We start from the raw sequence: 25,741 nt of genomic DNA on the forward strand, positions 1-25,741 counted from the left end.
GTGCTTGAACGACCGAAAACAGATCGTTCAAGCGATTGGTTTCCGCAGATCAAGATGATTTTTGCTCGAATAGCTTGATGATCTCGACGATCACTTCGGCCGCTTTCACCATATTGTCGGCGGAAATGTATTCGTAGCGGCCGTGGAAGTTTTCGCCGCCGGCGAAAATGTTCGGCGTCGGCAGTCCCATATAGGAGAGCTGCGACCCGTCCGTGCCGCCGCGGATCGGTTTCACCTTCGGCTCGATGCCCAAGTTCGTCATCGCTTCGTGGGCGATGTCAACAATGTGGCGCACCGGTTCGATTTTTTCGCGCATGTTGTAATATTGGTCGTTGATTTCGAGCGTGATTCGATCGGTTCCATATTTTTGGGCGAGCGAAGCCGCGATGTCTTTCATTTTCGTCTTCCGCGCTTCAAACTGTTCGCGGTCAAAATCGCGGATGATGTAATGGAGCTTCGTTTCCTCTACACTGCCTTGGAACGAAAGCAAATGGTAAAACCCTTCATATCCTTCTGTATGCTCGGGCGCTTCGTTGGCAGGCAGCTGTTGCTGGAACTCCAGGGCGATTTTGATCGAGTTGATCATTTTTCCTTTCGCCGTGCCCGGATGGACGTTTTTGCCTTTGATCGTGATTTTTGCTTCCGCCGCGTTGAAACTTTCGTATTCCAATTCGCCGAGCGGCCCGCCATCGACCGTGTAGGCAAATTGGGCGCCGAATTTGGCGACGTCAAACTTGTGCGGACCGCGGCCGATTTCTTCATCCGGCGTAAAGGCGACGCGCACTTTGCCGTGTTTGATGTCCGGATGCTGAATGAGGTAGTGCATCGCCGTCATAATTTCCGCGATTCCCGCTTTATCGTCGGCGCCCAATAGCGTCGTTCCGTCTGTCGTAATGAGCGTATGCCCTTTGTAGTGGGCAAGCTCCGGGAAATCGTTGGGCGACAAAATGATGCCTTGTTCTTTGTTTAACACGATGTCGCCGCCGTCGTACGAGTCGATCAATTGCGGGTTGACGTTGGCCCCGGTAAATTCCGGCGCGGTGTCCATATGAGCCAAAAAACCGATCACTGGCACGTTTTTGTCCGTATTGGCCGGCAATGTCGCCATCACGTAGCCGTTTTCGTCGACCGTCACTTCTTCCATCCCGATCGCTTTCAGCTCCTCGACCAGCATGTTCGCCAACTCCCATTGTCCTTGAGTCGACGGGCACGTATGGCTTTCTGGATCGGATTGAGTGTTGATTTTCGCGTAGCGGATGAAGCGTTCGATGAGTTCGTGTTTCATTGGTTCATCTCCTTATGTACAAGTTTTTCTGGATGAGCGAATCATTCCGCCGATGCAGTAAGAAAAAAGAGGCGGTTTCCGTTTTATTTTACCATATGCGGCTTCAAACGGTAAAAAAAGAGGGGACCATTTCCATGCCCAATAATGGATGTGATCCCCATCATTTACTGGGGGGATCAACACGAGGATCGTCTTAAAAATTTTATACCGCTAAACTTGACGGGTATGGGGACCATTTCCTGCTTGGCGCTATGGTGCCCCAAAGTTGGCGTACGGCCGCTGCCATTACAGGCGCCGGTGGCAGAGGACGGTTATGGTATAATGAAAAGGCCAGTGCCTCGTCAGGAACGCGAAGAACGTAGGTGCTTTCTGCCTCGGGCGGATGAAACAAACGGAAAGGAGAAGCCAAACGATGCGATTCAGCTATGTGTCCCATCTATATTGCCCCAAATGTGCACGTACATATGATGTCGATCAAGTTCATCAACTTTGCGAATGCGGCTCGCCGCTTTTGGTCGCCTATGATTTGGAGGCGATGCGCCAAGAAGTGGTGAGGGAAGTGCTCAAGGAACGCGAACCGAGCTTATGGCGATATCATGAGTTGCTGCCGGTGAAACGCCCGGAACATATCGTGTCGCTCGGTGAAGGGATGACACCGCTCGTGCCGATGCCGCGCTTAGGGAAGGAAATCGGCATTGAAGCGCTGTACATGAAAGACGAGGGGGTTATTCCAACAGGGACGTTTAAAGCTCGCGGGGCGGCGGTCGGAGTTTCCAAGGCGAAAGAACTGGGCGTCAAACAGCTCGCGATGCCGACCAACGGCAATGCGGGAGCGGCGTGGTCGCTGTACGCGGCGCGGGCGGGCATCCGCGCGACGGTCGTCATGCCGGTCGATGCGCCGGAACTGACGCGAAAAGAATGCGCCATCGCTGGGGCGGAGTTGTATTTCGTCAACGGCCTCATCAGCGACGCTGGGCAAATCGTGGCGAAAGCGATCCGCGAATACGGGTGGTACGATGCTTCTACATTAAAAGAACCCTACCGGATTGAAGGGAAGAAAACGATGGGGCTTGAGATCGCCGAGCAGTTCTCTTGGCAGCTTCCGGATGTCATTTTGTACCCGACCGGCGGCGGGGTCGGAATTATCGGCATTTACAAGGCGTTCAAAGAACTGAAAGCGCTCGGCTGGGTGGACGGCAAGATGCCGCGGCTGGTCGCCGTGCAGGCTGAGCATTGCGCGCCGATCGTGAAGGCGTGGAACGAGAAAAAGCGCGAATCGGAGTTTTGGCCGAATTCCCATACGGTGGCGTTTGGCATCAATGTCCCGAAAGCGCTCGGCGATTTCCTTGTGCTTGAGGCGGTGTATGAAACGGACGGCTGCGCCATTGCGATCAGCGATAAGGACATTTTAGCGGAACAGCGGGCGGTGGCGAAACTGGAAGGGGCGTTCATTTGTCCGGAAGGGGCGGCGGCGTTTGCCGCGGCCCGCAAGCTGCGCGAGAGCGGCTGGATTCGCGACGGGGAGACGGTCGTCGTACTCAACACGGGGACGGGATTGAAATACGCCGATTTGATTCAAGTCGCCCCGCCGGTGCTCGAGCCGGGGGATGTGCTTCCAAAGGAGAATGGATAAATTGGCGGAGTAGGATAACGTGGGAAAAAAAGCGGCATCGAAAAAAGGCATGCTGCTTGGACTGGCGGCGGGAACAGCGACAATGGTTCTGATCATGAGCGTGCTGAACTACTACGTTTTTTTGCCGGCGTATACGCTTTTTCTCGGCGCTCCGGCGATGAGTGCGCCGGAAACAAAAGCATTGGTCATTTCTGCGATTTTGCCGTTTAACGCGGCAAAAGGAGTGCTTATGGCGGTTGTGTTTATGCTTCTCTTTTTGCGTCTTCGCCCGTGGCTACAAAAACAGGCTGTCGCACGCCGGGCAGCATAGCGAAAAAACGAGGGGTTCTGTTCCAACCCCTCGTTTTTTCATTTCTGCTGTCGATGAGTGGGGAGATTCGATTCTCTTCACCAAAACCGAAACTTGGATACCGATTCGGCGAACCGCTCTTCTTTAAACGGATTGGCGGTCATCGAATAACCGCGCTCTTCCCAGTAGCCCGGCTCGTCCTTTTTCATGAAGCGGATGCCGGACGCCCATTTCGCCCCTTTCCATAAGTAAAACGTCGCCGGCGGAATAAAGCGGAGCGGATAGCCGTGCTTCGGCGAGATGTCTTGCCAATCGTGATGCTTGTCTTTCCAGCGGTAGACAAACAGTGCATCATCGCCCATCAACGCGTCAAGCGGCAAGTTCGCCGAATAGCCAAACCGGTCGCCGTTTAAATATCCGTAAATTTTCACGTATTTGACATCGGGATGCAGCTCCACAAAGCGCAAAAATTCGCGGAAGGCGATGCCTTCGAACGTCGTGTCGAATTTTGACCACGTCGTTACGCAGTGCATATCCAAGGTCGAAATCGTCTTCGGCAGCCGCATCACTTCCCCATATGACAGCGACACTTCCTCTTTCACGTCACCGAACAGCCGAAAATTCCACGTCGCTTCATCAAATGAGTATACGTCTCCTTCGTGCAAAATCGGCCATTTTTCCGTTTCAAATTGGCCAGGAGGGAGTTGTTTCGACATAAGCAGCCACTCCTTTATGATTGATGATCGAACATCAGCGCAAGGGAAGCGAACAGACGTCATTTTCCTTTGTTGCCGGCATTGCCGTCCGCCCAATGGACCATGGGTCATGCTCATCGGTTTTGTCGGCCGGCATGACGTCCGTTGTTTTTCGGTGGCAACGGCTTCTCCCCGCATCGGGCATCAGGGCTGGAAGATCCAACGCGGTTCTCCCTGTTTTTCCATTATATCATATCCGAAAGAAAGGATGGGCGCTTCCGTTTTTCTGACGTCGAGGAAGCGGGGGCTGGCGAACGTAAAGATGGGGAAAGGAATGGCGGAGTCATTTTGCCATGAAGCCAAGTCGGACACGGGAGATTTTTTGTCAATATTTATTGATTTTTTACTTTTCTTAATTATATAATGATAATAACAAATTTGAAACAGTCGTTCCGAAATTCGGAACGAAGGTGGGAGGGAGAGGCTGGCGAAGAAAGGGAAGGCAAAGGTGTGATGAGAGCATGGACAGCGAAATCAGTTACGTCGAAGGGGGAAAAGAAGAACATGGTGCTTATTGGTGTTGCGATCGTGATCATTGGTTTTATCATTCGCATCAATCCGCTGCTTGTTGTCACTTTGTCTGGATTGGCAACAGGACTCTTCGCCCATCAATCGCTCTATGAGATTATTGAACAATTTGGAAAGGCGTTTACAACCAATCGATATATGGCGGTGTTTATCGCCACCTTGCCTGTCATTGGCCTTTTGGAACGGTTTGGATTGCGCGAACAGGCAGAACATGTAGTGTCAAACATCAAGGCGGCGACAACCGGACGCATTTTGACCGCGTACTTAGTCATACGGGAAGCGGCTGCCGCGGCTGGACTCACTTCCTTGGGCGGACATGCCCAAATGGTTCGCCCACTTGTGGCTCCGATGGCAGAGGGGGCGGCCGAGGCGAAATACGGAACATTGCCGGATCGCGTCCGTGACGATATTCGCGCCCATGCGGCAGCCGTGGACAACATCGGACTGTTTTTCGGCGAAGATGTGTTCATTGCGATCGGCGCGATTTTGTTGATGAAAGGATTTTTTGATCAAAACGGCATTCCTTCTGATCCGCTGCATATGGCGTTATGGGCGATCCCAACTGCCGTAGCTGCGTTGATCGTGCACAGCTTCCGACTTCATCGGCTGGACCGCTCCCTTCACAAGCTTCTCTATCGGGAGAATGGAAAGGGGCGAGCATAAATGTGGCTGTCAATGGAAGCGGTTTACATATTCTTAGGAATCGTTGTAACGTTAGGAAGCGTCTGGACGTTTGCCGACCGAAGCAACCCGAAACGCCTCACATCCGGGCTGTTTTACTTGCTTTACGGTGTGACGTTATTGTTTGGCAGCGTCATCCCGCCTTTTTATACAGGGGTGCTAGTCCTCATCATGGTGGCTATTGTAGGATTCGGAGGATTGAAGCTGGGAAAATACGAAGAAGCATCGCCGGAAGAAAGGCAGCAACATCGCCAGCGTTTGAACAACCGCCTGTTCATCCCGGCGCTGTTGATCCCGATCTTGACTGTCATCGGTGTGACTTGGCTGAAAAATGTCAAAATCGGAGGCGCGTTCCTTCTCGATCCGAAAAACGTTACTCTCGTATCATTGGGAGTGGCGACGTTCATGGCGTTGCTCATCAGCATGGCGATGACTCGGTCGACTCCGTTTGCAGCGGTCAAAGAATCGCGCCGGCTGCTTGAAACGATCGGTTGGGCCGCCCTTTTGCCGCAGATGTTGGCGACGTTAGGAACGATCTTTACAACAGCCGGGGTGGGTGCCGCTGTTTCCGAGTTGATCGGTACCATCATTCCGACTCATTCGCTGTTTTGGATTGTTGTGGCTTATTGCGTTGGCATGGCATTGTTTACCATGATCATGGGCAATGCTTTTGCCGCCTTCCCTGTTATGACCGCTGGAATCGCGGTCCCGCTGCTGATTCAACAATTTGGCGTCGACGCGAATCATGTCGCCGCTCTCGGGATGTTTTCCGGCTACTGCGGCACGTTGATGACGCCGATGGCAGCGAATTTCAACATCGTTCCCGCCGCTTTGCTTGATCTACGAGATCAAAATCATGTCATTCGCGTGCAAGTGCCGACCGCGCTCATTCTGTTGGCGTTTAACATCGCGGCGATGTATGTGGTCACGCTCATGGACTTATAAAGTCATGATCAAAAGGGGATGGAGATACGATGAAAACCGTACTTGTGACCGGATTTGCGCCGTTTGGAGGAGAAACGGTGAATCCATCGCTAGAGGCGATCAAGCCATTAGCCGGTTGGAAAACCGATACGTATACGGTTGAGACAAGGGAGATTCCAACGGTATTTGGCAAAGCGATTGAGACGTTGTATGCCGCGATGGAAGACGTGGTTCCTGACCTTGTCATTTGCGTTGGTCAAGCGGGAGGACGGCCTGATCTTTCGATTGAAAGAGTGGCGCTCAATGTGAATGATGCGCGCATTCCGGATAATGAAGGCAATCAGCCGATTGACACGCCGATTGTTCCCAATGGTCCGGTCGGTTATTGGTCCACATTGCCGGTCAAGGCGATGGTCCATGAATTAAGACGGCACGGTATACCGGCTTCCGTCTCGCATACGGCTGGAACGTTTGTGTGCAATCACCTGTTTTATGGACTCATGCACTATATCGCTGAGTCGCAACGGCCCATTCGAGGCGGGTTCATCCATATCCCGTATTTGCCGGAACAAGCCGCCCGTCATCCAGGGCAGCCGAGCATGGCGTTGGAAACGGTGGTGAAAGGATTGCGGATTGTGATCGACGTCGCATTCCGGCAGGAGGAAGATATCGCAACGAGCGAAGGATCGATCTGTTAAGGAAAGAGCAGCGAGCGCCGCATCGGAAACACGAACGGTGCTGTATCCTTCACCTCTCGGCATCAATCGGGCCAAGCAAAAGCGATCGCCATCGAGGGGGAAGGCGAAGCGGCCATCGCCACGGCGAACGTTTCGCCTATGCCTGCTGTTCCAAGCGTGCGTTTCAGCGCCCGGCCTGATTGATCTTTGCGACGATGTGTTCTCCGGAGGGAAGATGACCGCTGAGAGACGCAAGCAGCCAATCCGGCAAGAATATTCCGAGTCATAGGAAAAACAGCGGCTCCGCTTTGGTCGGAGCCGCTCGTTTTTTATCCTAAGGCGACAGCAGCGGCAGGAATCATTTCCTTCCCCATTGCGCACCGTATCCAATAGGACCATCATAATGGAAAATTGCAGAGATAGGAGCGTGATGCCGATGGCCGCACAAAGCGAACAGCGATGGATCCTTTTCGCGCTTGGTGTCATCGCCCTTTATGTGTCCCCACTGTTTATCCTTGGCGAGAATGCGCACATTCGCGTCCACGATAATTTGGATTCCAACATCGCCTGGTATAAAGTGCTCGCCGAAAGCGGGCAAATCACCGGGCCGCTTGATGCGAACATTCCGCAAATCGCTAACGGCCAGCTGTCAAGAAACGCCCTTGGCTCGGAGTTGACCGGCATCGTCTGGCTGCACGCTCTGTTTCCCACGATGACCGCCTATGCGCTCAGCCAGACGATCATAAGAGTGGTGGCGTTTTTAGGCATGTATTTGTTGTTGAAAACTCATTTCCTGCCTGAGCGGCGGTGGATGGCTGTTCGCATCGGTGTGGCGCTCGCCTTTGCGCTGACGCTGTTTTGGCCATCAGGGATGTTAAGCACGTTAGGCATGCCGCTTGCGCTTTGGGCGTTTTTGAACATCCGGAAGGGAGAGCGGTCGTGGAAAAATGTCGCCGTGCTGACGCTTCTTCCGTTTTATTCGAGTTTTGTGCTCGGTTTCTTTTTCTTTCTTTCCGCTATGGGTGCGCTTTGGCTTTTGGATGTGCTGCGCGGAAAGGGATGGAACATCCGTTTTTTCCTTTCCATCGCGTATATGACGCTGCTTTATTTGCTGGTTGAGTACCGGCTTGTGTACTCGTTTTTATGGGAAGACGAGCCGACAAGCCGGGATGAGTACTTTCACGCGCGCCTGACGTTTTGGCATTGTGTCCGTTTAACGTGGAAAAACTTTCTTCTCGGCCATCATCATGTCATGACCGAGCATACGTTGTTTATTTTACCGGCCTGGTTCATCGCGTTGTTCCTCATTTTCGCTAACCAACGATGGAAAGAGGAACGAGTGTTTCTTTTCTTGTTTGGGCTGAATTTCGCGCTGTCGGCCTGGTACGCCTTTTGGTTTTATAAAGGGTGGCTGCCATTGACCGAGCGGTTTCATTTTTTAGATACGTTTAACTTCGCCCGCTTCCATTTTTTGCGTCCGCTCATCATATATGTGCAGTTTGCGCTGGCGTTGAAAATCATCTGGCAATCGAGCGAAAAGGGGAAAACGTGGGCGAAACGGTTGTTAGCGGCGCAAATCATTCTTGTGTTTTTGCTTAACGAGGAACTCGTCTTCCGTTATGAACCGACGGTGAAACAATTTTATGCGGAAAAACAGTTCCAAGAAATCAAACAATACATCGGGCTTCCCGTATCCGAGTACCGCGTCGTCAGCATCGGCCTTCATCCGGCCATCGCCCAATACAACGGGTTTTACACGCTTGATACGTACAACAACTTTTACCCATTGTCCTACAAATACGAGTTCCGCCAAATCATTGAACGTGAACTGGCGAAAAGCAAAACGATCCGCACGTATTTTGACGAATGGGGCGGGCGCTGCTACGTCTTTACGGCGGAACTTGGAAAACGGTACATGTTCACGAAACACGCGAAACAGCGGCTGAAGAATTTGCAGCTGAATACGGAACAGTTGAAAAACATGGGCGGCCGCTATATTTTTTCGGCCGTTCCGATCGACAACGCCGCTGAGAACGGGCTGGCGCTTGAGCGCGTATTCACCTCCGATGAATCGGCATGGACGATTTATTTGTATAAAGTGCAATAAAAAACAGCGGCTTCCTCATTGGCAGTGGAAGCCGCTAGATGACGAGCCTAGCTGCGGGACTGATCCAACCGCGCAAGCTGCCGGTCGTGCCACTTTGAGAGCAGCCATAGAGCCATCAGCGTCCCGCCCAATGTACATAGCATATCCCATTGCGTGTCCCAAATATCGCCTTGCGTGCCCAAAAAGTCTTTTGATGCCTTTCCTCCTTTGGAGATGAGGGAGACGAGCCATTCGATGATTTCATACAGGGAGGCGATGGCGAGCGACATGCTTGTGACGATCGTGAAAAGCCAAGGTCCGCGCGGCAGCGGGGTTTTCCGCAGCACGATCTCCCTTAGGACGATGGCGAACGTCCCTTTGAGGAAATGGCCAAACCGATCGTAATGGTTGCGTTCGAAATGGAACGCCTCTTTGATCCAGTTGAAAAAGGGAACTTTGGAGTAAATGTAATGGCCGCCGATCAACATGAGGATCGCCAGCATGGCGATGATGACATATGACATCGTTGTCAGCGGAAAACGCCGGTATAGAGCGATCACAATCGCAAGCCCAATCAGCGCTGGGGCGACCTCAAGGGCCCACACCGCATAGCTGGCCGGACGAATGGCCGACCAGACGAACACGGCGGCTACAATCAGCAATAACAATCCATGCACGCGGGTCTGCCTTGCCTGCTCCACTTGTTTTCCTCCTTGGAACAGCGAGATTCATCTATGGTCATTATTCGAAAAAACGCGGATTTTATACAAATCATTTTTCGAGAGTCGGTGATTGAAGGGAGAACACCGCTTCATAGCACTATTTCTCAAATAGAAAAACCTTGCAGCATCCGTTCTGTTTTTCACACGTTCGCTCATCGATCAAGGGAAACAGTTGGTTTTCACCGACCTTTTCGAGCGCCTGATGAAAACAGCGGAGTTTTAAGGGTTATCAGAACTAGAAAGAAGGGGAGAAGAGGCCAGCGAGGTAAGACAGGAGGTTCAGGTAGGGAAACATTCCTAATTTTCATTGAGGATGCGAATGTATATTCGCATTTTCCGGATTTGATGGTATAATGAAACATGCACAGCCAGATGCAGGGTGGGCAGTGGCCACTCCCTGAATGAAAGGGGGTGGTGCTGATGGTGACGATTGCCGATGCGCTGACGCTCATGATTGCGTTTGCGTCGCTCGTCGTTGCGGTGATCGCCGTCGCAAAAGACAAAAAGTAACCCACCCTGCTAGGCCGAGGCGAGGGTAGGTTACGATGCCCGAGGCTTGGGCCACTGCGCTTCTTGCAGCGGCTGTGCATGCAGGGCATTGGTGGCCGCCAGTGCCCTGCTTTATTGTACGTTTCCGTTTCTTTTATTATACGCGCACAACGAAGGCGATGACAAGAACTTTCCAAAAAGAGACGGCGAATATCGAAAAGAGGAAAAATGGTGTTGACTCTTTCGGTTTTTTATAGTAAATTTCATATTGTCGTTCTGATGCTCAAAGCATGAAAGGAAAAAATGAGCAACAAAAAAACTTGACAAATATTTTGATTGGTTTATAATAAATATCGTCGCTATTGCCTAGTGGTGATAGCGGAGGGGAAACACCCGTTCCCATCCCGAACACGGAAGTTAAGCCCTCCAGCGCCGATGGTAGTTGGGGCCAGCGCCCCTGCAAGAGTAGGTCGCTGCTAGGCAATGCCGTGGAGTATTAGCTCAGCGGGAGAGCACCACGTTGACAGCGTGGGGGTCACTGGTTCGATCCCAGTATACTCCACCATCATGGGGCGTTAGTTCAGGGGGAGAACGCTTCGCTGGCAGCGAAGAGGTCAGGGGTTCAAATCCCCTACGCTCCATTTCCATGCGGTCGTGGCGGAATGGCAGACGCGCTAGGTTGAGGGCCTAGTGGGGGCGACCCCGTGGAGGTTCAAGTCCTCTCGACCGCATCGCTCCAAACAGTTACGGAGGAGTACCCAAGTCTGGCTGAAGGGGTCGGTTTCGAAAACCGATAGGGGTGTCACAGCCCGCGGGGGTTCGAATCCCTCCTCCTCCGCCATATAAAGTCGGAGTTTGATATTATGCCGACTTCGCTCAATTGGTAGAGACGAGCATCCGCTTCATCGAGTCAACTGCGAGTTGCCTCGACGCACTCGTCTTCCATGAATAAGCGGGTAGAGGAAGAGGCACAAGCTCAACAACGAGTCAGGTTTTTGATCCGTATTATGCCGACTTAGCTCAATTGGTAGAGACGAGCATCGGCTTCTTCGAATCAACTGCGAGTTGCCTCGACGCACTCGTCTTCCATGAATAAGCGAGTAGAGGAAGAGGCACAAAGCTTAACAACGAGTCAGGTTTTTGATCCGTATTATGCCGACTTAGCTCAATTGGTAGAGCAACTGAATCGTAATCAGTAGGTTGCGGGTTCAAGTCCTGCAGTCGGCATCGTCATTATGGAGGGGTAGCGAAGTGGCTAAACGCGGCGGACTGTAAATCCGCTCCCTTTGGGTTCGGCGGTTCGAATCCGTCCCCCTCCATTGTTTATTTCCCATAAACGGGCCTATAGCTCAGCTGGTCAGAGCGCACGCCTGATAAGCGTGAGGTCGGTGGTTCAAGTCCACTTAGGCCCATCCGATATGAAAGACGGCAAAGGTGTTCCTTGCCGTCTTTTTTCGTGAAAATCCCGCGTCCGTGAGTAGAGATTTTCATGCCTGGTTGGACGGGAAAGCGTTGCCCATGAATCTTTCTGTGAAAATGCGCCGCCTTGCATCGTCATGTTCATGCCAGGAGAGCCAGGCTTGCTCATGAACGGTTGCGGTGAGTCATGCGCGGCAGCGGGGGGTTCATGGCTCGAGGGAGAGGAATATCTCTCTGCGGCTGTTTTCTGTAAGCGATTTGACCGTCTGTTGGCGGGAGAAATAGGGAAAACCTCCCCGCTTCTTTTTTGTTTGAAGCGGGGAAGCGCTCTTGGCATAGCCGTGCGTTTCTAATGAACGTATTTTCCGTAATCGGGAACAGCGACGCGGTCGAAATCGCGGGCGAGTGTTGTCAGCCCCACACGCAATTCGTCCCCGGATACCGGGGCGCCGTGCCCGGTGACGGCGACCGATGGAAAGAGGGCGGCCAATTTGCGCACCGACTCGCGGGCGGCATTCCAGTCTACGGTGTAGTAGCGCGGCGGGCCGCTGATTTCGATTTGTTGGGTCAACACTTTATATAGTGAATCTTGGCGGACGGTGACGAACGCGTCGCCGGCGATTAAAGCGGCGTCGCGCGGCCGGAATAACGAAATGTGGCCCGGCGTGTGCCCCGGGGTGTGGATCCAGCGAAATTCCGGCAAGTGCGGAACGGTGCCGTCCTCTGGCAGCGGATGAACGCGATCGCCCAGTTGAATCGGCTCATTTGGGAAAAACGGTGATATTTTGGCGATGAAGCCGCCTTCGACGGAAGCGTCCGGTTCAGGATAGCTCGCCTCTCCGGTTAAATACGGAAGTTCAGCCCGATGGGCATACACCGGGACATTCCAATGCTTGACAAGCTCAACAATCGCCCCAACGTGGTCAAAATGGCCGTGGGTTAAAACAATGGCTTGCGGGCGGCTGCCGCTGCCGAAGCGGTCTTCCACGACCGAAACAATGTCATCGGCCGCCCCCGGCATGCCGGCGTCGACCAAGACGAACGAACGGTCGCCCGGGCGGCCGACAAGACAAATGTTCACGATTTGAATCGTATAACAGTACAGGTCAGGCAGCACGCTGACGCCGAGGCCGCTCGCTGCTGACGTCGCAGGTATGAAATGATCGTCTTCTCCGTAGTGCAGCTGTTCCTCTGCCATGGAAACTCCCTCCTTGCACGAATGGATAGCCCATCGATAGGATTCCTTATCGAGCAGCGGGATATGCAGCGCTAGGTTCGAACGGAAAACTCCTTCCGCTTTTTCCTCTTTAGCCGCTTGCTCGACATGACCCGCCAAATAATGGTACTATAAGGGAAAGGATGAAAGGAGGAAAACGGAATGAGCATTTTGAAAAAAGGATTGGCGTTCGGGCTTGGGCTTGCGATCGCTAGCAAAGAACAAGCGGAAAAGATCATTGATGAGCTGGTCAAAAAAGGGGAGTTGTCGCTTGACGAATCGAAGGAAGTGATCGATCAATGGAAACAGCAGACGGAGGCGCGGAAAACGGAAGTGCAGCGGCTTGTGCGCGAGCAAATCAAGCAGGTCATCGATAAACTTGACTTGGCGACAAAAGAAGACGTGCGGCAGCTCGAGGAGCGAATCCGCCGTCTTGAAGAAAAGGAACAAAGCGGGCAGTAAACCGATGCGGCCTGTCCGCTCGTTTTTTGCCGCCTTGGGAGAGATGGCCGGATGATCGGAAAACGGATGCGCCATATCGGAAGGTATCACGAAATCGCCGTCGCCTTGCTTCGGCACGGATTCGGGATGGTCGTCGATGAACTCGGCTTTTCGTCGTTTCTTTCGTTGCCGCCGCGATGGAGAGCGGAGCAAGGAAAAAAGGAAGGAAAAACGGTCGGGGAGCGGCTCCGTCTTGTGCTTGAGGAGCTCGGACCGACGTTCGTGAAACTCGGGCAAATTGCCAGCACACGGCCGGATTTGATTCCCGCTCCGATCATCAGCGAGCTCGAAAAGCTGCAAGACCAAGTTCCGCCATTTCCGTTTACCGATGTCCGCCGGATTGTCGAAGCGGAGTTTGGAAGTTCGCTGGAAACACTCTTTCGTTCATTTGAGGAAATGCCGCTCGCTGCCGCTTCGCTTGGACAAGTGCACCGGGCGGTTCTGCCTTCCGGACAGGCCGTGGTGGTGAAAGTGCAGCGCCCGCACATTGCCGCGCGGGTGGAGACGGATCTCGAAATTTTGCAAGATTTGGCCGTGCTGGCGGAACGCCGTCTCGATTGGGCGGCAACCTACCAATTGTCTGAGATCATCGATGAATTGGTGCGCTCATTGCGGCAGGAGCTGGATTATACAGTCGAGGCGCGCCATGCGGAACGGTTTGCACGGCAGTTTGCCGGCGATTCGTCGGTGTATGTCCCGAGGGTGTTTTGGGATTATACGACGAAAACAGTGCTCACAATGGAATATGTCGAAGGGATCAAACTCGGGGAGATCGAGCGGTTGAAAGCGAACGGCCACTCCTTAAAAACGATCGCCGAGCGTTTGGCTGAGGCAACCTTTCAACAAATGTTTGAGCATGGATTTTTTCATGGCGACCCTCATCCCGGCAACGTATTCGTTCTTCACGATGGAACGCTTTCCTTCATTGATTTTGGGTTGATGGGCCGCCTTCGCGCTCATGTCAAACATCATCTTTCTTCACTCATCATCGCCTTGATGCGGCAAAACACGGATGGGGTGTTGAACGCGATTTATGGGCTGGGGCTTGTTCCGGATGAGGTGGATGAAGGAACATTGCGCGATGATATCGATGAGCTGCGGGAAAAGTATTATCGCGTGCCGCTTAGTGACATCAGCCTCGGAGAAGCCGTCGAGGATTTGCTTTCCGTGGCGTTTCGCCATGGCATTCGCATTCCAAGCGACTTGACGCTGTTAGGGAAAGCGCTGTTGACGGTCGAAGGGGTCGTGGAGATGCTGGACCCGCAGTTTCGCATCATGGATGTGGCCGAACCGTTTGGGAGAAAGCTAATGAAAGAGCGGCTTCGGCCTGACCGTGTAGCGGAAACGGCGTGGAAACGGATTTTCGACTACGGTGAATGGCTGCTTCGCTTGCCGGACAGCGTAAAGGAATGGACGAAAATGATGCGGCACGGCAAGCTTCAGCTGGAAATCACGGCGCCTGATTTGGAAACGCTGCTGCGAAAGCTCGATCAGATGGCGAACCGACTGTCGTTTAGCATCGTTCTTCTTTCGCTGAGCATCGTCCTTGCCGGGCTGATGATCGCTTCCTCGCTCGGGCGGCCGTCGACGCTGCTGTGGAAGATTCCTGCTGTTGAAATCGGATTAGGCGTGGCCGCTTTTCTATTCGGTTGGCTGCTTTACTCGATTTTTCGTTCAGGAAAATTTTAGCGTTTGTTGCACAATGATTTCTTTGTTTGAAAATCATTGGAAGTTTGGTGCAGTCCGATCCATCGAGGGTGTCCCAAACGCAATGCAGTGACCCCTTTTTTCATCGAATTTTAGTGAAGTGGGAGTAGTTGACCGCCATACATGCACGAAGCACGTTTGTTAAGCCATGCTAGACAGTCTGATGGAGTGGAAAGCCGGTGAGGGCGCCGGAATAAATTCCACAATTTGGATTATACTAACAGTGCTGTCTGAGACAGCGTTTAGGGAGTGGGAAATGGGTTGGGGAGGATCGATGATGACGGTTTCTCTTCCTGTTGTTTGGACGGTGGAACTCTCAGCGGTCATGTTGAGTATAGCGGGAAGTTTTTGGCTCGCCAAACGGCATATACGGAGATATGCGGTTTTGTATGCATTCAGTGCGGTGACGGGCATCGTTCTTTGCCTTGCGTTTGTCTATGCAGGCTTTTACTCCTTCCCTGTTAAGCTCGTTCCTTATACACCGATTCCGCTCGTTGAAATGGCAACCGTCATTCCGTTTTTCGTTTTGTTTGGAGTCAAGTACAGTCCGGAAAGCTGGGCATGGAAGTTGCCGTTTTACTTTGCGATGGTGCAGTTGATTATGTTGTTCGAGTTGGTTGCCCTTGTATCGCCGCTCCCTCTGATTGATTATAAGGAACAGTGGGATGTGTGGGATTCATACACCGCCTGGTGGCTGTATTTGCTTTTCTTTGAGTGGATGGGCGGAAAAATCGTCCCCAGAAAAGCGCGCTCCCCGCTTGCGGCTTCCTCTTTCCGCTACGGCCGGTGGGGATGGATGATCGTCCATGCGATTGCCATGACTACCGTTTTTTTAGCTGGAGTGTACGCCGGGTGGAACATAAAATAACTGGCAGTAGGTCATCCATGTTCGGACAGCCAGCAAACAGAATGTCTGGATGCGGACGAGAAAGCGGATCGATGCGTAGGCGATGAATATGATGTTCAAGTTTGCGTCTGTTGTGGCCGGCCTAGGATGTGCGGGCGCTGTGCAAAAAAGGATGATTTTTTCCTTTTTCTATTGACTGGGCAGGATTTTGATCTGGCTGGAGCGAAACTAATACAGCAAAAAGGAGAATAAAGGAAGGAGAGAACCCGGATGTCCATTGTCAACCCGAGCCGGGAGGAAATCGGCGAGATTTTGCGCAAGGCGAAACGGATTGCTGTCGTTGGGTTGTCCAACAATCCAGAGCGCGAGTCGTATATGGTGGCGAAAGCGATGAAAGACGCTGGATACGAAATCATTCCGGTCAACCCGATGATCGATGAGTGGGAAGGCATTCCGGCGGTTGATCAACTAACCGATATCGAAGGCCATGTCGACATCGTCGATGTGTTCCGCCGCTCTGAGCATTTGCCCGAGCTGGCCCGCGAGTTTGTGCAAATCGACGCGGACGTGTTTTGGGCGCAGCTTGGCGTCGTCAATGAGGAGGCGTATCGCTTTTTGAAAGAAAAAGGCTGCACGGTCATTATGGACCGCTGCATTAAAGTGGAACATGCGCTCACCCAACGTGCTTAATCCATGAAACGGCCATCTTGTTCAAGATGGTCCTTTCGTTTTTTTGTCGCATTTGTCCGAATTTGTCGGGGGATGTCAAAAGGCAATGGACAGTCGGGAAGTTTATGGTACAATAGAAACAGATGTTCTTGTTTTTGTAGGAAGGGGTGGACTTGTGGCAAAGCGAGCGACATACGAATATAACGAAGATGCCATTCAAGTGTTGGAAGGGCTCGAGGCAGTCAGGAAGCGGCCGGGGATGTACATCGGCAGCACCGACAGCCGCGGCTTGCATCATCTTGTCTATGAAATTGTTGACAATTCGGTCGATGAAGCGTTGGCCGGATACGGAAACTACATTTTTGTGCAAATACATAAAGACAACAGCATCACGGTTTTGGATGAGGGGCGCGGCATGCCCGTCGGAATGCATAAGCTTGGCAAGCCGACGCCGGAAGTGATTTTGACGGTGCTTCATGCCGGCGGCAAGTTTGGCCAAGGGGGGTATAAGACGAGCGGCGGCTTGCACGGAGTCGGGGCGTCGGTCGTCAACGCCTTGTCCGAATGGCTGGTGGTTACGATCCACCGCGATGGCTTCATCTATCAGCAGCGATTTGAAAACGGCGGCAAGCCCGTCACGACCTTGGAGAAGATCGGAACAACAGACAAAACCGGGACCATCATCCAGTTCAAGCCGGATCCAACGATTTTCAGCACGACGGTGTTTGACTATGAAACGTTGAGCGAACGGCTGCGCGAATCCGCCTTTTTGTTAAAGGGGCTGAAAATAGAGCTCGTTGACGAACGAACCGGCATGCGCGAAGTGTTTCATTACGAAAACGGGATTGAAGCGTTTGTCGCCTATTTGAATGAGGAGAAAGATGTGTTGCACCCGGTCGTTTATTTTGCTGGCGAGCAAAACGGCATTGAGGTGGAGTTTGCGTTCCAGTTTCATGACGGCTATTCGGAAAACGTGCTGTCATTTGTCAACAACGTGCGCACGAAAGACGGCGGGACGCACGAGGCGGGGGCGAAAACAGCGATGACGCGCGTCTTTAACGAATACGCCCGCCGTGTCGGTTTGCTTAAGGAAAAAGATAAAAATTTGGAAGGAACCGATATTCGCGAAGGATTATCAGCGATTGTTTCCGTGCGCATCCCCGAGCAGTTGCTGCAGTTTGAGGGGCAGACGAAAGGCAAGCTCGGAACGAGCGAAGCGCGCTCTGCTGTCGATGCGGTGGTGTCCGAGCAGCTCATGTACTTTTTGCAAGAAAACCCCGACGTAAGCGCGATGCTCGTGAAAAAAGCGATCCGGGCGTATCAGGCGCGTGAGGCGGCCCGCAAAGCGCGCGAGGAAGCGCGGAGCGGCAAAAAGCGGAAGGGGAAAGAGGCGCTTTTAAGCGGCAAGCTGACGCCGGCGCAAGGGCGCAATCCGCAGAAAAATGAGCTGTATTTAGTCGAAGGTGATTCGGCGGGCGGTTCGGCGAAACAAGGGCGCGACCGCCGCTTTCAGGCGGTGCTTCCGCTGCGCGGGAAAGTCATCAACACGGAAAAGGCGAAATTGGGCGATATTTTGAAAAACGAGGAAATCAATACGATCATCCACGCCATCGGCGGCGGCGTCGGGGCTGATTTTTCGCTTGAAGACGTCAACTACGACAAAGTGATCATTATGACTGATGCCGATACCGACGGCGCCCATATTCAAGTGCTGCTGCTCACGTTTTTTTACCGCTACATGCGTCCGCTCATTGAAGCGGGAAAGGTGTACATCGCCTTGCCGCCGCTTTACAAAATCAGCAAAAAAAGCGGCAAAAACGAAATCGTTGAATATGCCTGGACGGACGAGCAGCTGAAAGAGATCACACAAAAAATGGGCCGCGGCTATACGATTCAGCGCTATAAAGGGCTTGGCGAAATGAACGCTGATCAATTGTGGGAAACGACGATGAACCCGGAGACGCGCACGTTGATCCGCGTGCGCATTGAAGACGCAGCCCGCGCCGAACGGCGGGTGACGACGCTCATGGGCGACAAAGTTGAGCCGCGCCGCAAATGGATCGAAACGCACGTCGCCTTTGGGCTTGAGGAAGAGCCCGGGTGGATCGGCTGATGGCGGCGTGGAAAGGCGCCGCCTTTTTTGGTGTTCACGTCCTGTAAGAAAGGAGAGAGAGCATGGCAGAGCGATTGTTGGAATTGCCTTTAGAAGATGTGTTGGGCGATCGCTTTGGACGCTACAGCAAATACATTATCCAAGATCGGGCGCTCCCGGATGCGCGGGACGGGCTGAAGCCCGTGCAGCGCCGCATTTTGTATGCGATGTACATCGATGGCAACACGGCTGACAAGCCGTTTCGCAAGGCGGCGAAAACGGTCGGAAACGTGATCGGCAACTTTCATCCGCACGGCGATTCATCGGTGTATGAAGCGATGGTGCGGATGAGCCAAGAGTGGAAGCTGCGCAACGTACTTATTGAAATGCACGGCAACAACGGCAGCATCGACGGCGACCCGCCGGCGGCGATGCGCTACACGGAAGCGCGCCTGTCGGCGATTGCCGCTGAATTGCTTCGCGACATTGACAAACAAACGGTCGCGTTTGTCCCCAACTTTGACGACACAACCGACGAGCCGACCGTCCTGCCGGCGATGTTTCCGAATCTGCTCGTCAACGGCTCGACCGGGATTTCGGCGGGCTACGCGACCGACATTCCGCCGCATGCGCTTGGCGAGGTGATCGACGCTGTCCTGATGCGGATCGACCGACCGAATTGCACCGTTGATGAGCTGATGACCGTTCTTCCCGGCCCCGATTTTCCGACCGGCGGCATCATCCAAGGGAAAGACGGGATTCGCAAGGCGTATGAAACCGGCCGTGGGAAAATCATCATCCGCGCGAAAGCCGCCATCGAGCAGGCGAAAGGCGGGAAAAAGCACATTGTCATCACGGAACTGCCGTATGAAGTGAACAAAGCGAATGTAGTGAAAAAAATTGACGAGCTTCGCCTCGACAAAAAGCTTGACGGGATCGCCGATGTCCGCGATGAAACGGATCGGAACGGATTGTCGATCGTCATCGAATTGAAAAAAGACGCCGATGCGGAAGCGATTCTCAGCTACTTGTACAAAAACACGGATTTGCAAGTGCCGTACAGCTTCAACATGGTGGCGATCCATGAGCGGCGGCCGAAGCTGATGAGCTTGCCGGAGCTGTTGGATGCCTACATCGCCCATCGGAAAGAGGTCGTCACGAACCGCTCCCATTTTGAGCTGAAAAAGGCGAAGGAGCGGAAGCACATCGTCGATGGTTTGATTCGGGCGCTTTCCATTTTGGATGAGGTGATTGCGACGATTCGGGCTTCAAGCGACAAGCGCGACGCCAAAGAACGGCTGATGGCTCATTACGGATTCACCGAAGCGCAGGCCGAGGCGATCGTGACGCTCCAGCTGTACCGGTTGACGAACACGGACATTACGGCGCTGCGTCAAGAAGCGGAAGAATTGGATCAAGCGATTTCAGAACTTACGGCGATTCTCGCCGATGAAAAGAAGCTGCTTGGCGTCATCAAAAAAGAGCTGAAGGCGATGAAAAAGCAATATGCCGACGAGCGGCGGACGGTGATTGAAGAGGAGATTGAAGAGCTGAAAGTAAAGGTGGAGGCTCTCATTCCGGCGGAAGACGTGATCGTCACCGTGACAAAAGAAGGATATGTGAAGCGGACGAGCTATCGTTCATACAGCGCCTCAAACGGCCAAGACATGGGCATGAAGGAAACGGATCGGCTGCTCGCCCAGCTTGAGATGAATACGACCGATGTGCTCTTGCTTTTCACCCGCCGCGGCTACTATTTATACTGCCCGGTGCATACACTCCCTGACATTCGTTGGAAAGAGGTCGGCCAGCACATTTCCCATCTCATTCCGCTTGAACGCGACGATGAACTCGTCGCCGCTGTTCCAGTCTCTTCCTTTGACACGGGGGAGCAGCTCATCTTTGTGACGAAACAAGGGCTCGTAAAACGAACCGAGCTCGCTCAATACCAAGTGCAGCGCTACACCCGCCCGCTTGTGGCCGTTAATGTGAAAGAGGATGATGACGTCATCGCCGTCTACGCAACGGATGGATGCGGCCATCTTTGGCTGGCGACGCATGATGGACATGCGCTCTTGTTTGCCGAGGAGGAGATCAGCCTTGTTGGCGTGCGTGCTGCCGGAGTGAAAGGGATTCAATTGAAAGAAGGGGACTTTGTCGTCGCTGCGTGCCCCGTTCGCCTAGAAGAGGGGGGCTCGTTCGTCGTCGTCACGCAGCGCGGAGCGGTGAAAAAAGTGGCGATGAGCGAGTTTGAGCCGTCCTCACGGGCGAAGCGCGGCGTTGTGATTGTACGCGAAGTGAAGTCCAATCCGCACCGAGTTGTCGGCGCCGTCTTTGTCCGTGGTGACGAGGAAATGGTCGGATTGCGGACGGAAAAAGGGGTGGTCGAGACGATCGAAGCTGCATCCCTCCGTCTCTCCGACCGCTACAGCACGGGTTCGTTTGTCGTTGACACTGACGAAGCCGGGTTGGTGGTTGACGTCTGGAAAGAGCCGGCGAAGCTGCTTGGAAAAGGGGAAGAAGGATGAGATTCAAACGTCAAGAACCGTTCCGGTATCAGTTTGGCCGGCCACTCCCGGCCGACCTGCGCACAGCCGATGCTAAATACAGCGTTTTGATTCATGATATAAGTCCGCATGAATGAAGTTGGAAGGGGAAAGACGCCTCCCACTTTCCCATGATGGATCGTCATGGAAGGGTCATTGGCGCCGAACGGTCTTCCTTTAAGGTTTGCGGCCAGCTTGTATGGGAAAAGCCGTTTGGCGGCATTCCACTATTATGGCGCCCGCCTCCATGCCAGCAAACAAGAAGAAGCACGCTTGATCGAAGCCATCAAACGACATGCGGCGAACGCCGGCGAATATGACCAAAAAGGCCCCGCCAAAACGCGGGGTCCTTTTTGCTTTTTGAAGGAGGTATGGCGCATCAAAACGGGTGTCCTTGTCCAAAGATCATCTTCACCAAAACTTCCACCATTTGTTCCGAGTTCGAGCAGCGCTCGTGCTGACAGCGGTTTGCCGGAACGACAACACGAGCTCGCGAAACGCTTTTTCCCGCTCCAAAATGCGCAGTTCGAGCTGTTTTCGCTCCTCTTCCTGTCTTGCTTTTTCCTCCTGGCAGAACGCGACGACTGTTTCCAAATGTTCATGCAGCTGTTCCGTTTTTTGCTGCCATGCGTCTTCATAATCGCGGAGCGAACGGCGCACCGTTTCGGCAGCTGCCGTCGTTTGCTCCTGGATGTAGTCGAGGCGGCCTTTCACCTCATCCATCGCTTGCCGGACCGTGGCTGTCGTTTCCTGTTTCAAGGCGTCGACGATATCGTCTTTTAAGCGAGACGCCAACTGCTCGGCTATGTATGGCATCCCTTGATGCAGCAGGCGGGGCACATCGATGATTTCCCCTTCCATGACGGCTGTTTCCACTTGAGCGGCTGACTCGTTGGCTCGCTCTGCAGGTTGATCGTCCCTTTGCCTGATCATTTCAGCCACTTCGCGTGGATGGCGTCCGTCCTCAAGCCAAGTGCGGATATGGCGAAACCGGTCGATCAGCTCGTCGGTGTAGATGCGTGCCCCCTCGGTTGTGCGTGGGACGACGATTGATTCCGCAAACTGTTTTTCCCATTGTTTCAAATCACGGGCCGTCACCCCGATTTTTTTCGCTGCTTCGCGAAGTGTATAGGTTTTCATCGCATTCCCTCATCCTTTCTCGTCTTTTGGGCATTGATTTTATGTTTTATTTTCCTACTTGGTCATTGATTTTCCTGCCGCTTGACAAAACATAACAAAAGAAGTGGAAAATAGAAAAAAACAAACAAGAAATGTCGAAATACCACAGTTTTAGTCGAAAAATCATTGACAAACTTGTATATACAGGATAAAATGAAGTCGAGTTGTATATACAAGTTTTTTTGCAACCGGTTGCTGAAAGCGATTTAGTTTAAGAATAGCGATTGTGAGAAAAGGGAGGCGTTCATCCATGGGTGCATACCAACAAGCAGCTGCGCAAATTGTCGAAGCCATCGGCGGAAAGGACAACATCGTCGCCGCCACACATTGTGTGACCCGGCTTCGGTTTGCGCTCAAAGAGGAAGGAAAAGTCAATAAGGAAGCGCTCGAGCGCATCGATGTCGTCAAAGGGTCGTTTTCCGCAAACGGCCAGTTTCAAGTCGTCATCGGCCAAGGGCTTGTCGATAAAGTGTATGATGATCTGATTGAACTGACCGGCATCGGTCGGGCAACGAAGCAGGAGATCAAAGATGCGGCGGAAGCGAAGCTCAATCCGCTGCAGCGAGCCATTAAGACGCTGGCTGATATTTTCATTCCCATCTTGCCGGCGATCGTGACGGCTGGTTTGTTGATGGGGATTAACAACGTGTTGACAGGCCCAGGCATTTTTTACGAAGGGAAATCGTTTGTCGAGGTGCACAAAGAATGGGCCGATTTGGCAAACATGATCAACTTGATCGCCAATACGGCGTTTGTCTTCCTGCCTGGGTTGATCGGCTGGTCAGCGGTGACGAAATTTGGCGGCAGCCCGCTCTTGGGGATTGTCCTTGGTTTGATGCTCGTCCACCCCGATTTGCTCAACGCTTGGGGCTGGGGAGCGGCGAAAGAAAAAGGAGAGATTCCGGTTTGGAACTTGTTCGGCTTTGAAGTGCAAAAAGTCGGCTACCAAGGGCAAGTGCTGCCGGTGTTGGTGGCTTCCTACGTGCTGGCAAAGCTGGAGCTGTTTTTGCGCAAGCGCATTCCCGATGCGTTTCAGCTGTTGCTTGTCGCGCCGCTTGCGTTGCTCATTACGGGCTTTTTGGCGTTCATCGCCATCGGGCCAATCACGTTTGCGATCGGCAACGCCATTACCCACTTGTTTGTCACGATTTTTGACACGGTTCCGGCGCTTGGAGGATTGTTGTATGGAGCGCTGTATGCGCCGCTTGTCGTCACCGGGATGCACCATACGTTCTTGCCGGTTGACTTGCAGCTGATCGCCAATACCGGCGGCACGTTCCTTTGGCCGATTTTGGTCATGTCAAACATTGCCCAAGGCTCGGCGGCGTTGGCGATGATGTTTGTTGCGAAAGAGGAAAAGCTGCGCGGTTTGTCGTTCACTTCAGCTGTTTCCGCGTACTTGGGCATCACGGAACCAGCGATGTTCGGGGTCAATTTGCGCTTTCGCTTCCCGTTTATCGCGGCGATGACCGGAGCGGCGATCGCCGGCATGTTTATTACGCTCAATAAAGTCATCGCTCCGTCGATCGGGGTTGGCGGCCTGCCGGGTTTCTTGTCGATCGTGCCGCAAAAGTGGACGCCGTTCTTTATCGGCATGGCGATCGCGATTGTGGTGCCGTTTGCGCTGACATTTGTCTTTGGGAAAGTGCGCAAAGCCGCCCGCTAATGATTGCCGTGTGTGGAAGCCAGAGAGCGATGTGTGAAATCATCCATTTCCCGTCCATACCATTGGCCGCCGATGCCAATGGTATGTTTTTATCCTGATGAACGAGGTGAAGAGAGATGCCAACAATCCCTTGGTGGAAAAAAGCAGTCGTTTATCAAATTTATCCGAAAAGCTTCTGCGACACGAATGGAGACGGCATCGGCGATTTGCCGGGCGTGATCGAGAAGCTCGATTATTTACAAGAACTAGGCGTCGATGTCATTTGGCTGACGCCGATCTACGCGTCGCCGCAGCGCGACAACGGTTATGACATCAGCGATTATTTCCGCATTCATCCCGCATACGGAACGATGGACGATTTTGACCGTCTGCTTCACGAAGTGCACGCGCGCGGCATGAAGCTGGTGATGGACATGGTCGTCAACCATACCTCGACCGACCATGAATGGTTTCAGCAGGCGCGCTCTTCGAAAACGAACCCATACCGTTCGTTTTACATTTGGCGCGACCCGAAACCGGGCGGCGGAGCGCCAAACAACTGGCAGTCGAAATTCGGCGGCTCGGCGTGGGAATACGACGAACAAACCGGCCAATATTACTTGCATTTGTTCGATGTGACACAAGCGGACTTGAACTGGGAAAACGAAGAGCTGCGCCGCCGCATTTATGACATGATGCATTTTTGGCTCAAAAAAGGAGTGGACGGCTTTCGACTCGATGTCATCAACTTGTTGTCGAAAGATCAGCGCTTCCCGGATGACGACGGTTCGGTGCCGCCGGGGGACGGGCGCCGCTTTTATACGGACGGACCGCGCATTCATGAGTTTTTGCAGGAAATGAATCGAGAGGTGTTTTCCAAATACGACATCATGACAGTGGGGGAAATGTCGTCGACGACGATCGATCATTGCATCCGGTATACGAACCCGGAAAACCACGAGCTCAATATGACGTTTAACTTCCATCACTTGAAGGTCGATTACCCGAACGGGGAAAAATGGGCGGTCGCCCCGTTTGACTTTCTGGCTTTAAAACGCATTTTGTCCGAATGGCAAGTCCGGATGTATGAAGGGGGAGGGTGGAATGCGCTCTTTTGGTGCAACCACGATCAACCCCGCATCGTGTCGCGCTATGGCGATGACCGGACGTATTGGAAAGAATCAGCCAAAATGTTGGCGACGACAATCCATTTGATGCAAGGGACCCCCTACATTTACCAAGGCGAAGAAATCGGCATGACCGACCCGAAATTCACGGATATTCGCGACTACCGCGACGTGGAGTCGCTCAACATGTACCGGATTTTGCGAGCGCAAGGCAAAAGCGAGCAAGAAGTGATGGACATTTTGCAGCGAAAATCGCGCGACAATTCCCGCACGCCGATGCAATGGGATGACAGCCCGCATGCCGGTTTCACGTCCGGGACGCCGTGGATTCGCGTCGCCGACAACTACCGGCGCATTAACGTGAAACAGGCGCTCGCCGACCATGACTCGATTTTTTACCACTATAAGCGACTGATTGAGCTGCGCAAACAGTATGACATCATTACAACCGGTCGCTATGAGCTGCTGCTTGCGGATGATCCGCATCTTTTCGCCTATATGCGTCATGGCGATGGGGAAAAACTGCTTGTTGTCAACAATTTTTATCCAGTTGAAACGACGTTCACGCTGCCGAGAGAAGCAGGAGCCGATGGCTATACAGGAGAGCTGTTGCTTGCCAATTATTCGGACGCACCGACCGATTTCCGCCGCATGCGGCTGCGCCCATACGAATCGGTTGTTTATCTTTTGCGCCGGCCGTGATACAATACAAGCGGTGATTCTT

Annotated in this window: 19 protein-coding genes, 7 tRNA genes, 1 rRNA gene and 1 pseudogene; 23 read left to right on the forward strand and 5 right to left on the reverse strand. The window is 53.0% G+C overall.

Going from position 1 to position 25,741, the window contains the following annotated elements; all coding sequences use genetic code 11:
• Nucleotides 1-49: 49 nt before the first annotated feature.
• A complete protein-coding gene (gene pepT, locus N685_RS0114290; protein ID WP_031409441.1) occupies nucleotides 50-1,285 on the reverse strand; it encodes a peptidase T in 1,236 nt (411 codons plus the stop codon).
• A 412-nt stretch (nucleotides 1,286-1,697) separates the two neighbouring features.
• Between pepT and N685_RS0114295 the strand changes: the two genes are divergently transcribed.
• Both N685_RS0114295 and N685_RS0114300 read left to right on the forward strand, forming a co-directional pair.
• A complete protein-coding gene (locus N685_RS0114295) occupies nucleotides 1,698-2,918 on the forward strand; it encodes a threonine synthase (RefSeq protein WP_031409443.1) in 1,221 nt (406 codons plus the stop codon).
• 28 nt (nucleotides 2,919-2,946) lie between these two features.
• Nucleotides 2,947-3,228 (forward strand): annotated as a pseudogene (locus tag N685_RS0114300) (ECF transporter S component); the annotation flags it as partial.
• Between the two features lie 77 nt (nucleotides 3,229-3,305).
• On the opposite strand, the gene N685_RS0114305 reads toward N685_RS0114300, so the two are convergent.
• Nucleotides 3,306-3,923 carry a sulfite oxidase-like oxidoreductase gene (locus tag N685_RS0114305; RefSeq protein WP_031409447.1) on the reverse strand — a complete coding sequence of 206 codons (618 nt, stop codon included), beginning with the start codon at nucleotides 3,921-3,923 and terminating at the stop codon, nucleotides 3,306-3,308.
• 543 nt (nucleotides 3,924-4,466) lie between these two features.
• Here N685_RS0114305 and N685_RS0114315 point away from each other — a divergent pair.
• The 4 genes from N685_RS0114315 to N685_RS0114330 all read left to right on the forward strand — a co-directional run bounded on the left by N685_RS0114315 (nucleotide 4,467) and on the right by N685_RS0114330 (nucleotide 8,879).
• Nucleotides 4,467-5,153, forward strand: coding sequence for a DUF969 domain-containing protein (locus N685_RS0114315; RefSeq protein ID WP_031409451.1), 687 nt, complete (start codon nucleotides 4,467-4,469; stop codon nucleotides 5,151-5,153).
• The gene (locus N685_RS0114320) at nucleotides 5,154-6,116 is read left to right on the forward strand and encodes a DUF979 domain-containing protein (RefSeq protein WP_031409453.1); all 963 of its coding nucleotides are present in this window, start codon (nucleotides 5,154-5,156) and stop codon (nucleotides 6,114-6,116) included. It begins immediately after the preceding gene.
• A gap of 29 nt (nucleotides 6,117-6,145) precedes the next feature.
• Nucleotides 6,146-6,793 (forward strand): pyroglutamyl-peptidase I, encoded by a 648-nt coding sequence (gene pcp / locus N685_RS0114325; protein WP_031409455.1) that lies wholly within the window; start codon nucleotides 6,146-6,148, stop codon nucleotides 6,791-6,793.
• 409 nt (nucleotides 6,794-7,202) lie between these two features.
• A complete protein-coding gene (locus tag N685_RS0114330; protein WP_407059695.1) occupies nucleotides 7,203-8,879 on the forward strand; it encodes a DUF6044 family protein in 1,677 nt (558 codons plus the stop codon).
• Nucleotides 8,880-8,926: 47 nt separating this feature from the next.
• Here N685_RS0114330 and N685_RS0114335 read toward each other — a convergent pair whose 3' ends face one another.
• On the reverse strand, nucleotides 8,927-9,559 hold the full coding sequence (locus N685_RS0114335; protein WP_031409459.1) for a DUF2238 domain-containing protein: 633 nt from the start codon (nucleotides 9,557-9,559) through the stop codon (nucleotides 8,927-8,929).
• A 441-nt stretch (nucleotides 9,560-10,000) separates the two neighbouring features.
• Between N685_RS0114335 and N685_RS20110 the strand changes: the two genes are divergently transcribed.
• The 9 genes from N685_RS20110 to N685_RS0114380 all read left to right on the forward strand — a co-directional run bounded on the left by N685_RS20110 (nucleotide 10,001) and on the right by N685_RS0114380 (nucleotide 11,481).
• Complete coding sequence (locus tag N685_RS20110) at nucleotides 10,001-10,090, forward strand: putative holin-like toxin (RefSeq protein WP_223812045.1); 90 nt, start codon at nucleotides 10,001-10,003, stop codon at nucleotides 10,088-10,090.
• Nucleotides 10,091-10,434: 344 nt separating this feature from the next.
• Nucleotides 10,435-10,551: ribosomal RNA gene (gene rrf / locus N685_RS0114345) — 5S ribosomal RNA — on the forward strand.
• Nucleotides 10,552-10,559: 8 nt separating this feature from the next.
• Nucleotides 10,560-10,634 (forward strand) — tRNA-Val (locus tag N685_RS0114350).
• A 4-nt stretch (nucleotides 10,635-10,638) separates the two neighbouring features.
• Nucleotides 10,639-10,710: transfer RNA gene (locus N685_RS0114355), tRNA-Ala, on the forward strand.
• Nucleotides 10,711-10,717: 7 nt separating this feature from the next.
• Nucleotides 10,718-10,800: transfer RNA gene (locus N685_RS0114360), tRNA-Leu, on the forward strand.
• A gap of 17 nt (nucleotides 10,801-10,817) precedes the next feature.
• Nucleotides 10,818-10,910: transfer RNA gene (locus N685_RS0114365), tRNA-Ser, on the forward strand.
• A 313-nt stretch (nucleotides 10,911-11,223) separates the two neighbouring features.
• Nucleotides 11,224-11,296, forward strand: a tRNA-Thr gene (locus N685_RS0114370).
• A gap of 10 nt (nucleotides 11,297-11,306) precedes the next feature.
• A tRNA-Tyr gene (locus N685_RS0114375) sits at nucleotides 11,307-11,388 on the forward strand.
• Nucleotides 11,389-11,407: 19 nt separating this feature from the next.
• A tRNA-Ile gene (locus N685_RS0114380) sits at nucleotides 11,408-11,481 on the forward strand.
• Between the two features lie 356 nt (nucleotides 11,482-11,837).
• Here the strand turns inward: N685_RS0114380 and N685_RS0114390 are convergent.
• Entirely contained in the window at nucleotides 11,838-12,686 is an 849-nt protein-coding gene (locus tag N685_RS0114390; RefSeq protein ID WP_031409463.1) for an MBL fold metallo-hydrolase, read from the reverse strand.
• Between the two features lie 180 nt (nucleotides 12,687-12,866).
• On the opposite strand from N685_RS0114390, the gene N685_RS0114395 reads away from it, so the two are divergent.
• From N685_RS0114395 to parC, 6 genes are all read left to right on the forward strand, one after another.
• Entirely contained in the window at nucleotides 12,867-13,166 is a 300-nt protein-coding gene (locus tag N685_RS0114395) for a phasin family protein (protein WP_031409465.1), read from the forward strand.
• 51 nt (nucleotides 13,167-13,217) lie between these two features.
• Nucleotides 13,218-14,894, forward strand: a complete 1,677-nt coding sequence (locus N685_RS0114400; RefSeq protein ID WP_031409467.1) for an ABC1 kinase family protein — start codon at nucleotides 13,218-13,220, stop codon at nucleotides 14,892-14,894.
• Nucleotides 14,895-15,189: 295 nt separating this feature from the next.
• Nucleotides 15,190-15,780, forward strand: coding sequence for a CBO0543 family protein (locus tag N685_RS0114405; RefSeq protein ID WP_031409469.1), 591 nt, complete (start codon nucleotides 15,190-15,192; stop codon nucleotides 15,778-15,780).
• A gap of 249 nt (nucleotides 15,781-16,029) precedes the next feature.
• Nucleotides 16,030-16,449 carry a CoA-binding protein gene (locus tag N685_RS0114410; protein ID WP_031409471.1) on the forward strand — a complete coding sequence of 140 codons (420 nt, stop codon included), beginning with the start codon at nucleotides 16,030-16,032 and terminating at the stop codon, nucleotides 16,447-16,449.
• 154 nt (nucleotides 16,450-16,603) lie between these two features.
• Nucleotides 16,604-18,541, forward strand: a complete 1,938-nt coding sequence (gene parE, locus N685_RS0114415; RefSeq protein ID WP_031409473.1) for a DNA topoisomerase IV subunit B — start codon at nucleotides 16,604-16,606, stop codon at nucleotides 18,539-18,541.
• Nucleotides 18,542-18,603: 62 nt separating this feature from the next.
• A complete protein-coding gene (gene parC, locus N685_RS0114420; protein WP_031409475.1) occupies nucleotides 18,604-21,048 on the forward strand; it encodes a DNA topoisomerase IV subunit A in 2,445 nt (814 codons plus the stop codon).
• A gap of 429 nt (nucleotides 21,049-21,477) precedes the next feature.
• On the opposite strand, the gene N685_RS0114430 is transcribed toward parC, so the two are convergent.
• Nucleotides 21,478-22,206 carry a MerR family transcriptional regulator gene (locus N685_RS0114430; protein ID WP_031409477.1) on the reverse strand — a complete coding sequence of 243 codons (729 nt, stop codon included), beginning with the start codon at nucleotides 22,204-22,206 and terminating at the stop codon, nucleotides 21,478-21,480.
• 289 nt (nucleotides 22,207-22,495) lie between these two features.
• Between N685_RS0114430 and treP the strand changes: the two genes are divergently transcribed.
• Together treP and treC are read left to right on the forward strand one after the other, a co-directional pair.
• The gene (treP, locus tag N685_RS0114435) at nucleotides 22,496-23,911 is read left to right on the forward strand and encodes a PTS system trehalose-specific EIIBC component (protein WP_031409479.1); all 1,416 of its coding nucleotides are present in this window, start codon (nucleotides 22,496-22,498) and stop codon (nucleotides 23,909-23,911) included.
• A gap of 116 nt (nucleotides 23,912-24,027) precedes the next feature.
• A complete protein-coding gene (gene treC, locus N685_RS0114440) occupies nucleotides 24,028-25,719 on the forward strand; it encodes an alpha,alpha-phosphotrehalase (RefSeq protein WP_031409481.1) in 1,692 nt (563 codons plus the stop codon).
• Nucleotides 25,720-25,741: the final 22 nt, after the last annotated feature.

The organism is Geobacillus vulcani PSS1 (assembly GCF_000733845.1).
GTDB classification, from domain to species: domain Bacteria; phylum Bacillota; class Bacilli; order Bacillales; family Anoxybacillaceae; genus Geobacillus; species Geobacillus vulcani.

Coding starts and splice junctions, on each gene's coding strand:
- pepT (WP_031409441.1), bottom strand. CDS start 1,285: ATGAAACACGAACTCATCGAACGCTTCATCCGCTACGCGAAAATCAAC.
- N685_RS0114295 (WP_031409443.1), top strand. CDS start 1,698: ATGCGATTCAGCTATGTGTCCCATCTATATTGCCCCAAATGTGCACGT.
- N685_RS0114305 (WP_031409447.1), bottom strand. CDS start 3,923: ATGTCGAAACAACTCCCTCCTGGCCAATTTGAAACGGAAAAATGGCCG.
- N685_RS0114315 (WP_031409451.1), top strand. CDS start 4,467: ATGGTGCTTATTGGTGTTGCGATCGTGATCATTGGTTTTATCATTCGC.
- N685_RS0114320 (WP_031409453.1), top strand. CDS start 5,154: ATGTGGCTGTCAATGGAAGCGGTTTACATATTCTTAGGAATCGTTGTA.
- pcp (WP_031409455.1), top strand. CDS start 6,146: ATGAAAACCGTACTTGTGACCGGATTTGCGCCGTTTGGAGGAGAAACG.
- N685_RS0114330 (WP_407059695.1), top strand. CDS start 7,203: ATGCCGATGGCCGCACAAAGCGAACAGCGATGGATCCTTTTCGCGCTT.
- N685_RS20110 (WP_223812045.1), top strand. CDS start 10,001: ATGGTGACGATTGCCGATGCGCTGACGCTCATGATTGCGTTTGCGTCG.
- N685_RS0114390 (WP_031409463.1), bottom strand. CDS start 12,686: ATGGCAGAGGAACAGCTGCACTACGGAGAAGACGATCATTTCATACCT.
- N685_RS0114395 (WP_031409465.1), top strand. CDS start 12,867: ATGAGCATTTTGAAAAAAGGATTGGCGTTCGGGCTTGGGCTTGCGATC.
- N685_RS0114400 (WP_031409467.1), top strand. CDS start 13,218: ATGATCGGAAAACGGATGCGCCATATCGGAAGGTATCACGAAATCGCC.
- N685_RS0114405 (WP_031409469.1), top strand. CDS start 15,190: ATGACGGTTTCTCTTCCTGTTGTTTGGACGGTGGAACTCTCAGCGGTC.
- N685_RS0114410 (WP_031409471.1), top strand. CDS start 16,030: ATGTCCATTGTCAACCCGAGCCGGGAGGAAATCGGCGAGATTTTGCGC.
- parC (WP_031409475.1), top strand. CDS start 18,604: ATGGCAGAGCGATTGTTGGAATTGCCTTTAGAAGATGTGTTGGGCGAT.
- N685_RS0114430 (WP_031409477.1), bottom strand. CDS start 22,206: ATGAAAACCTATACACTTCGCGAAGCAGCGAAAAAAATCGGGGTGACG.
- treP (WP_031409479.1), top strand. CDS start 22,496: ATGGGTGCATACCAACAAGCAGCTGCGCAAATTGTCGAAGCCATCGGC.
- treC (WP_031409481.1), top strand. CDS start 24,028: ATGCCAACAATCCCTTGGTGGAAAAAAGCAGTCGTTTATCAAATTTAT.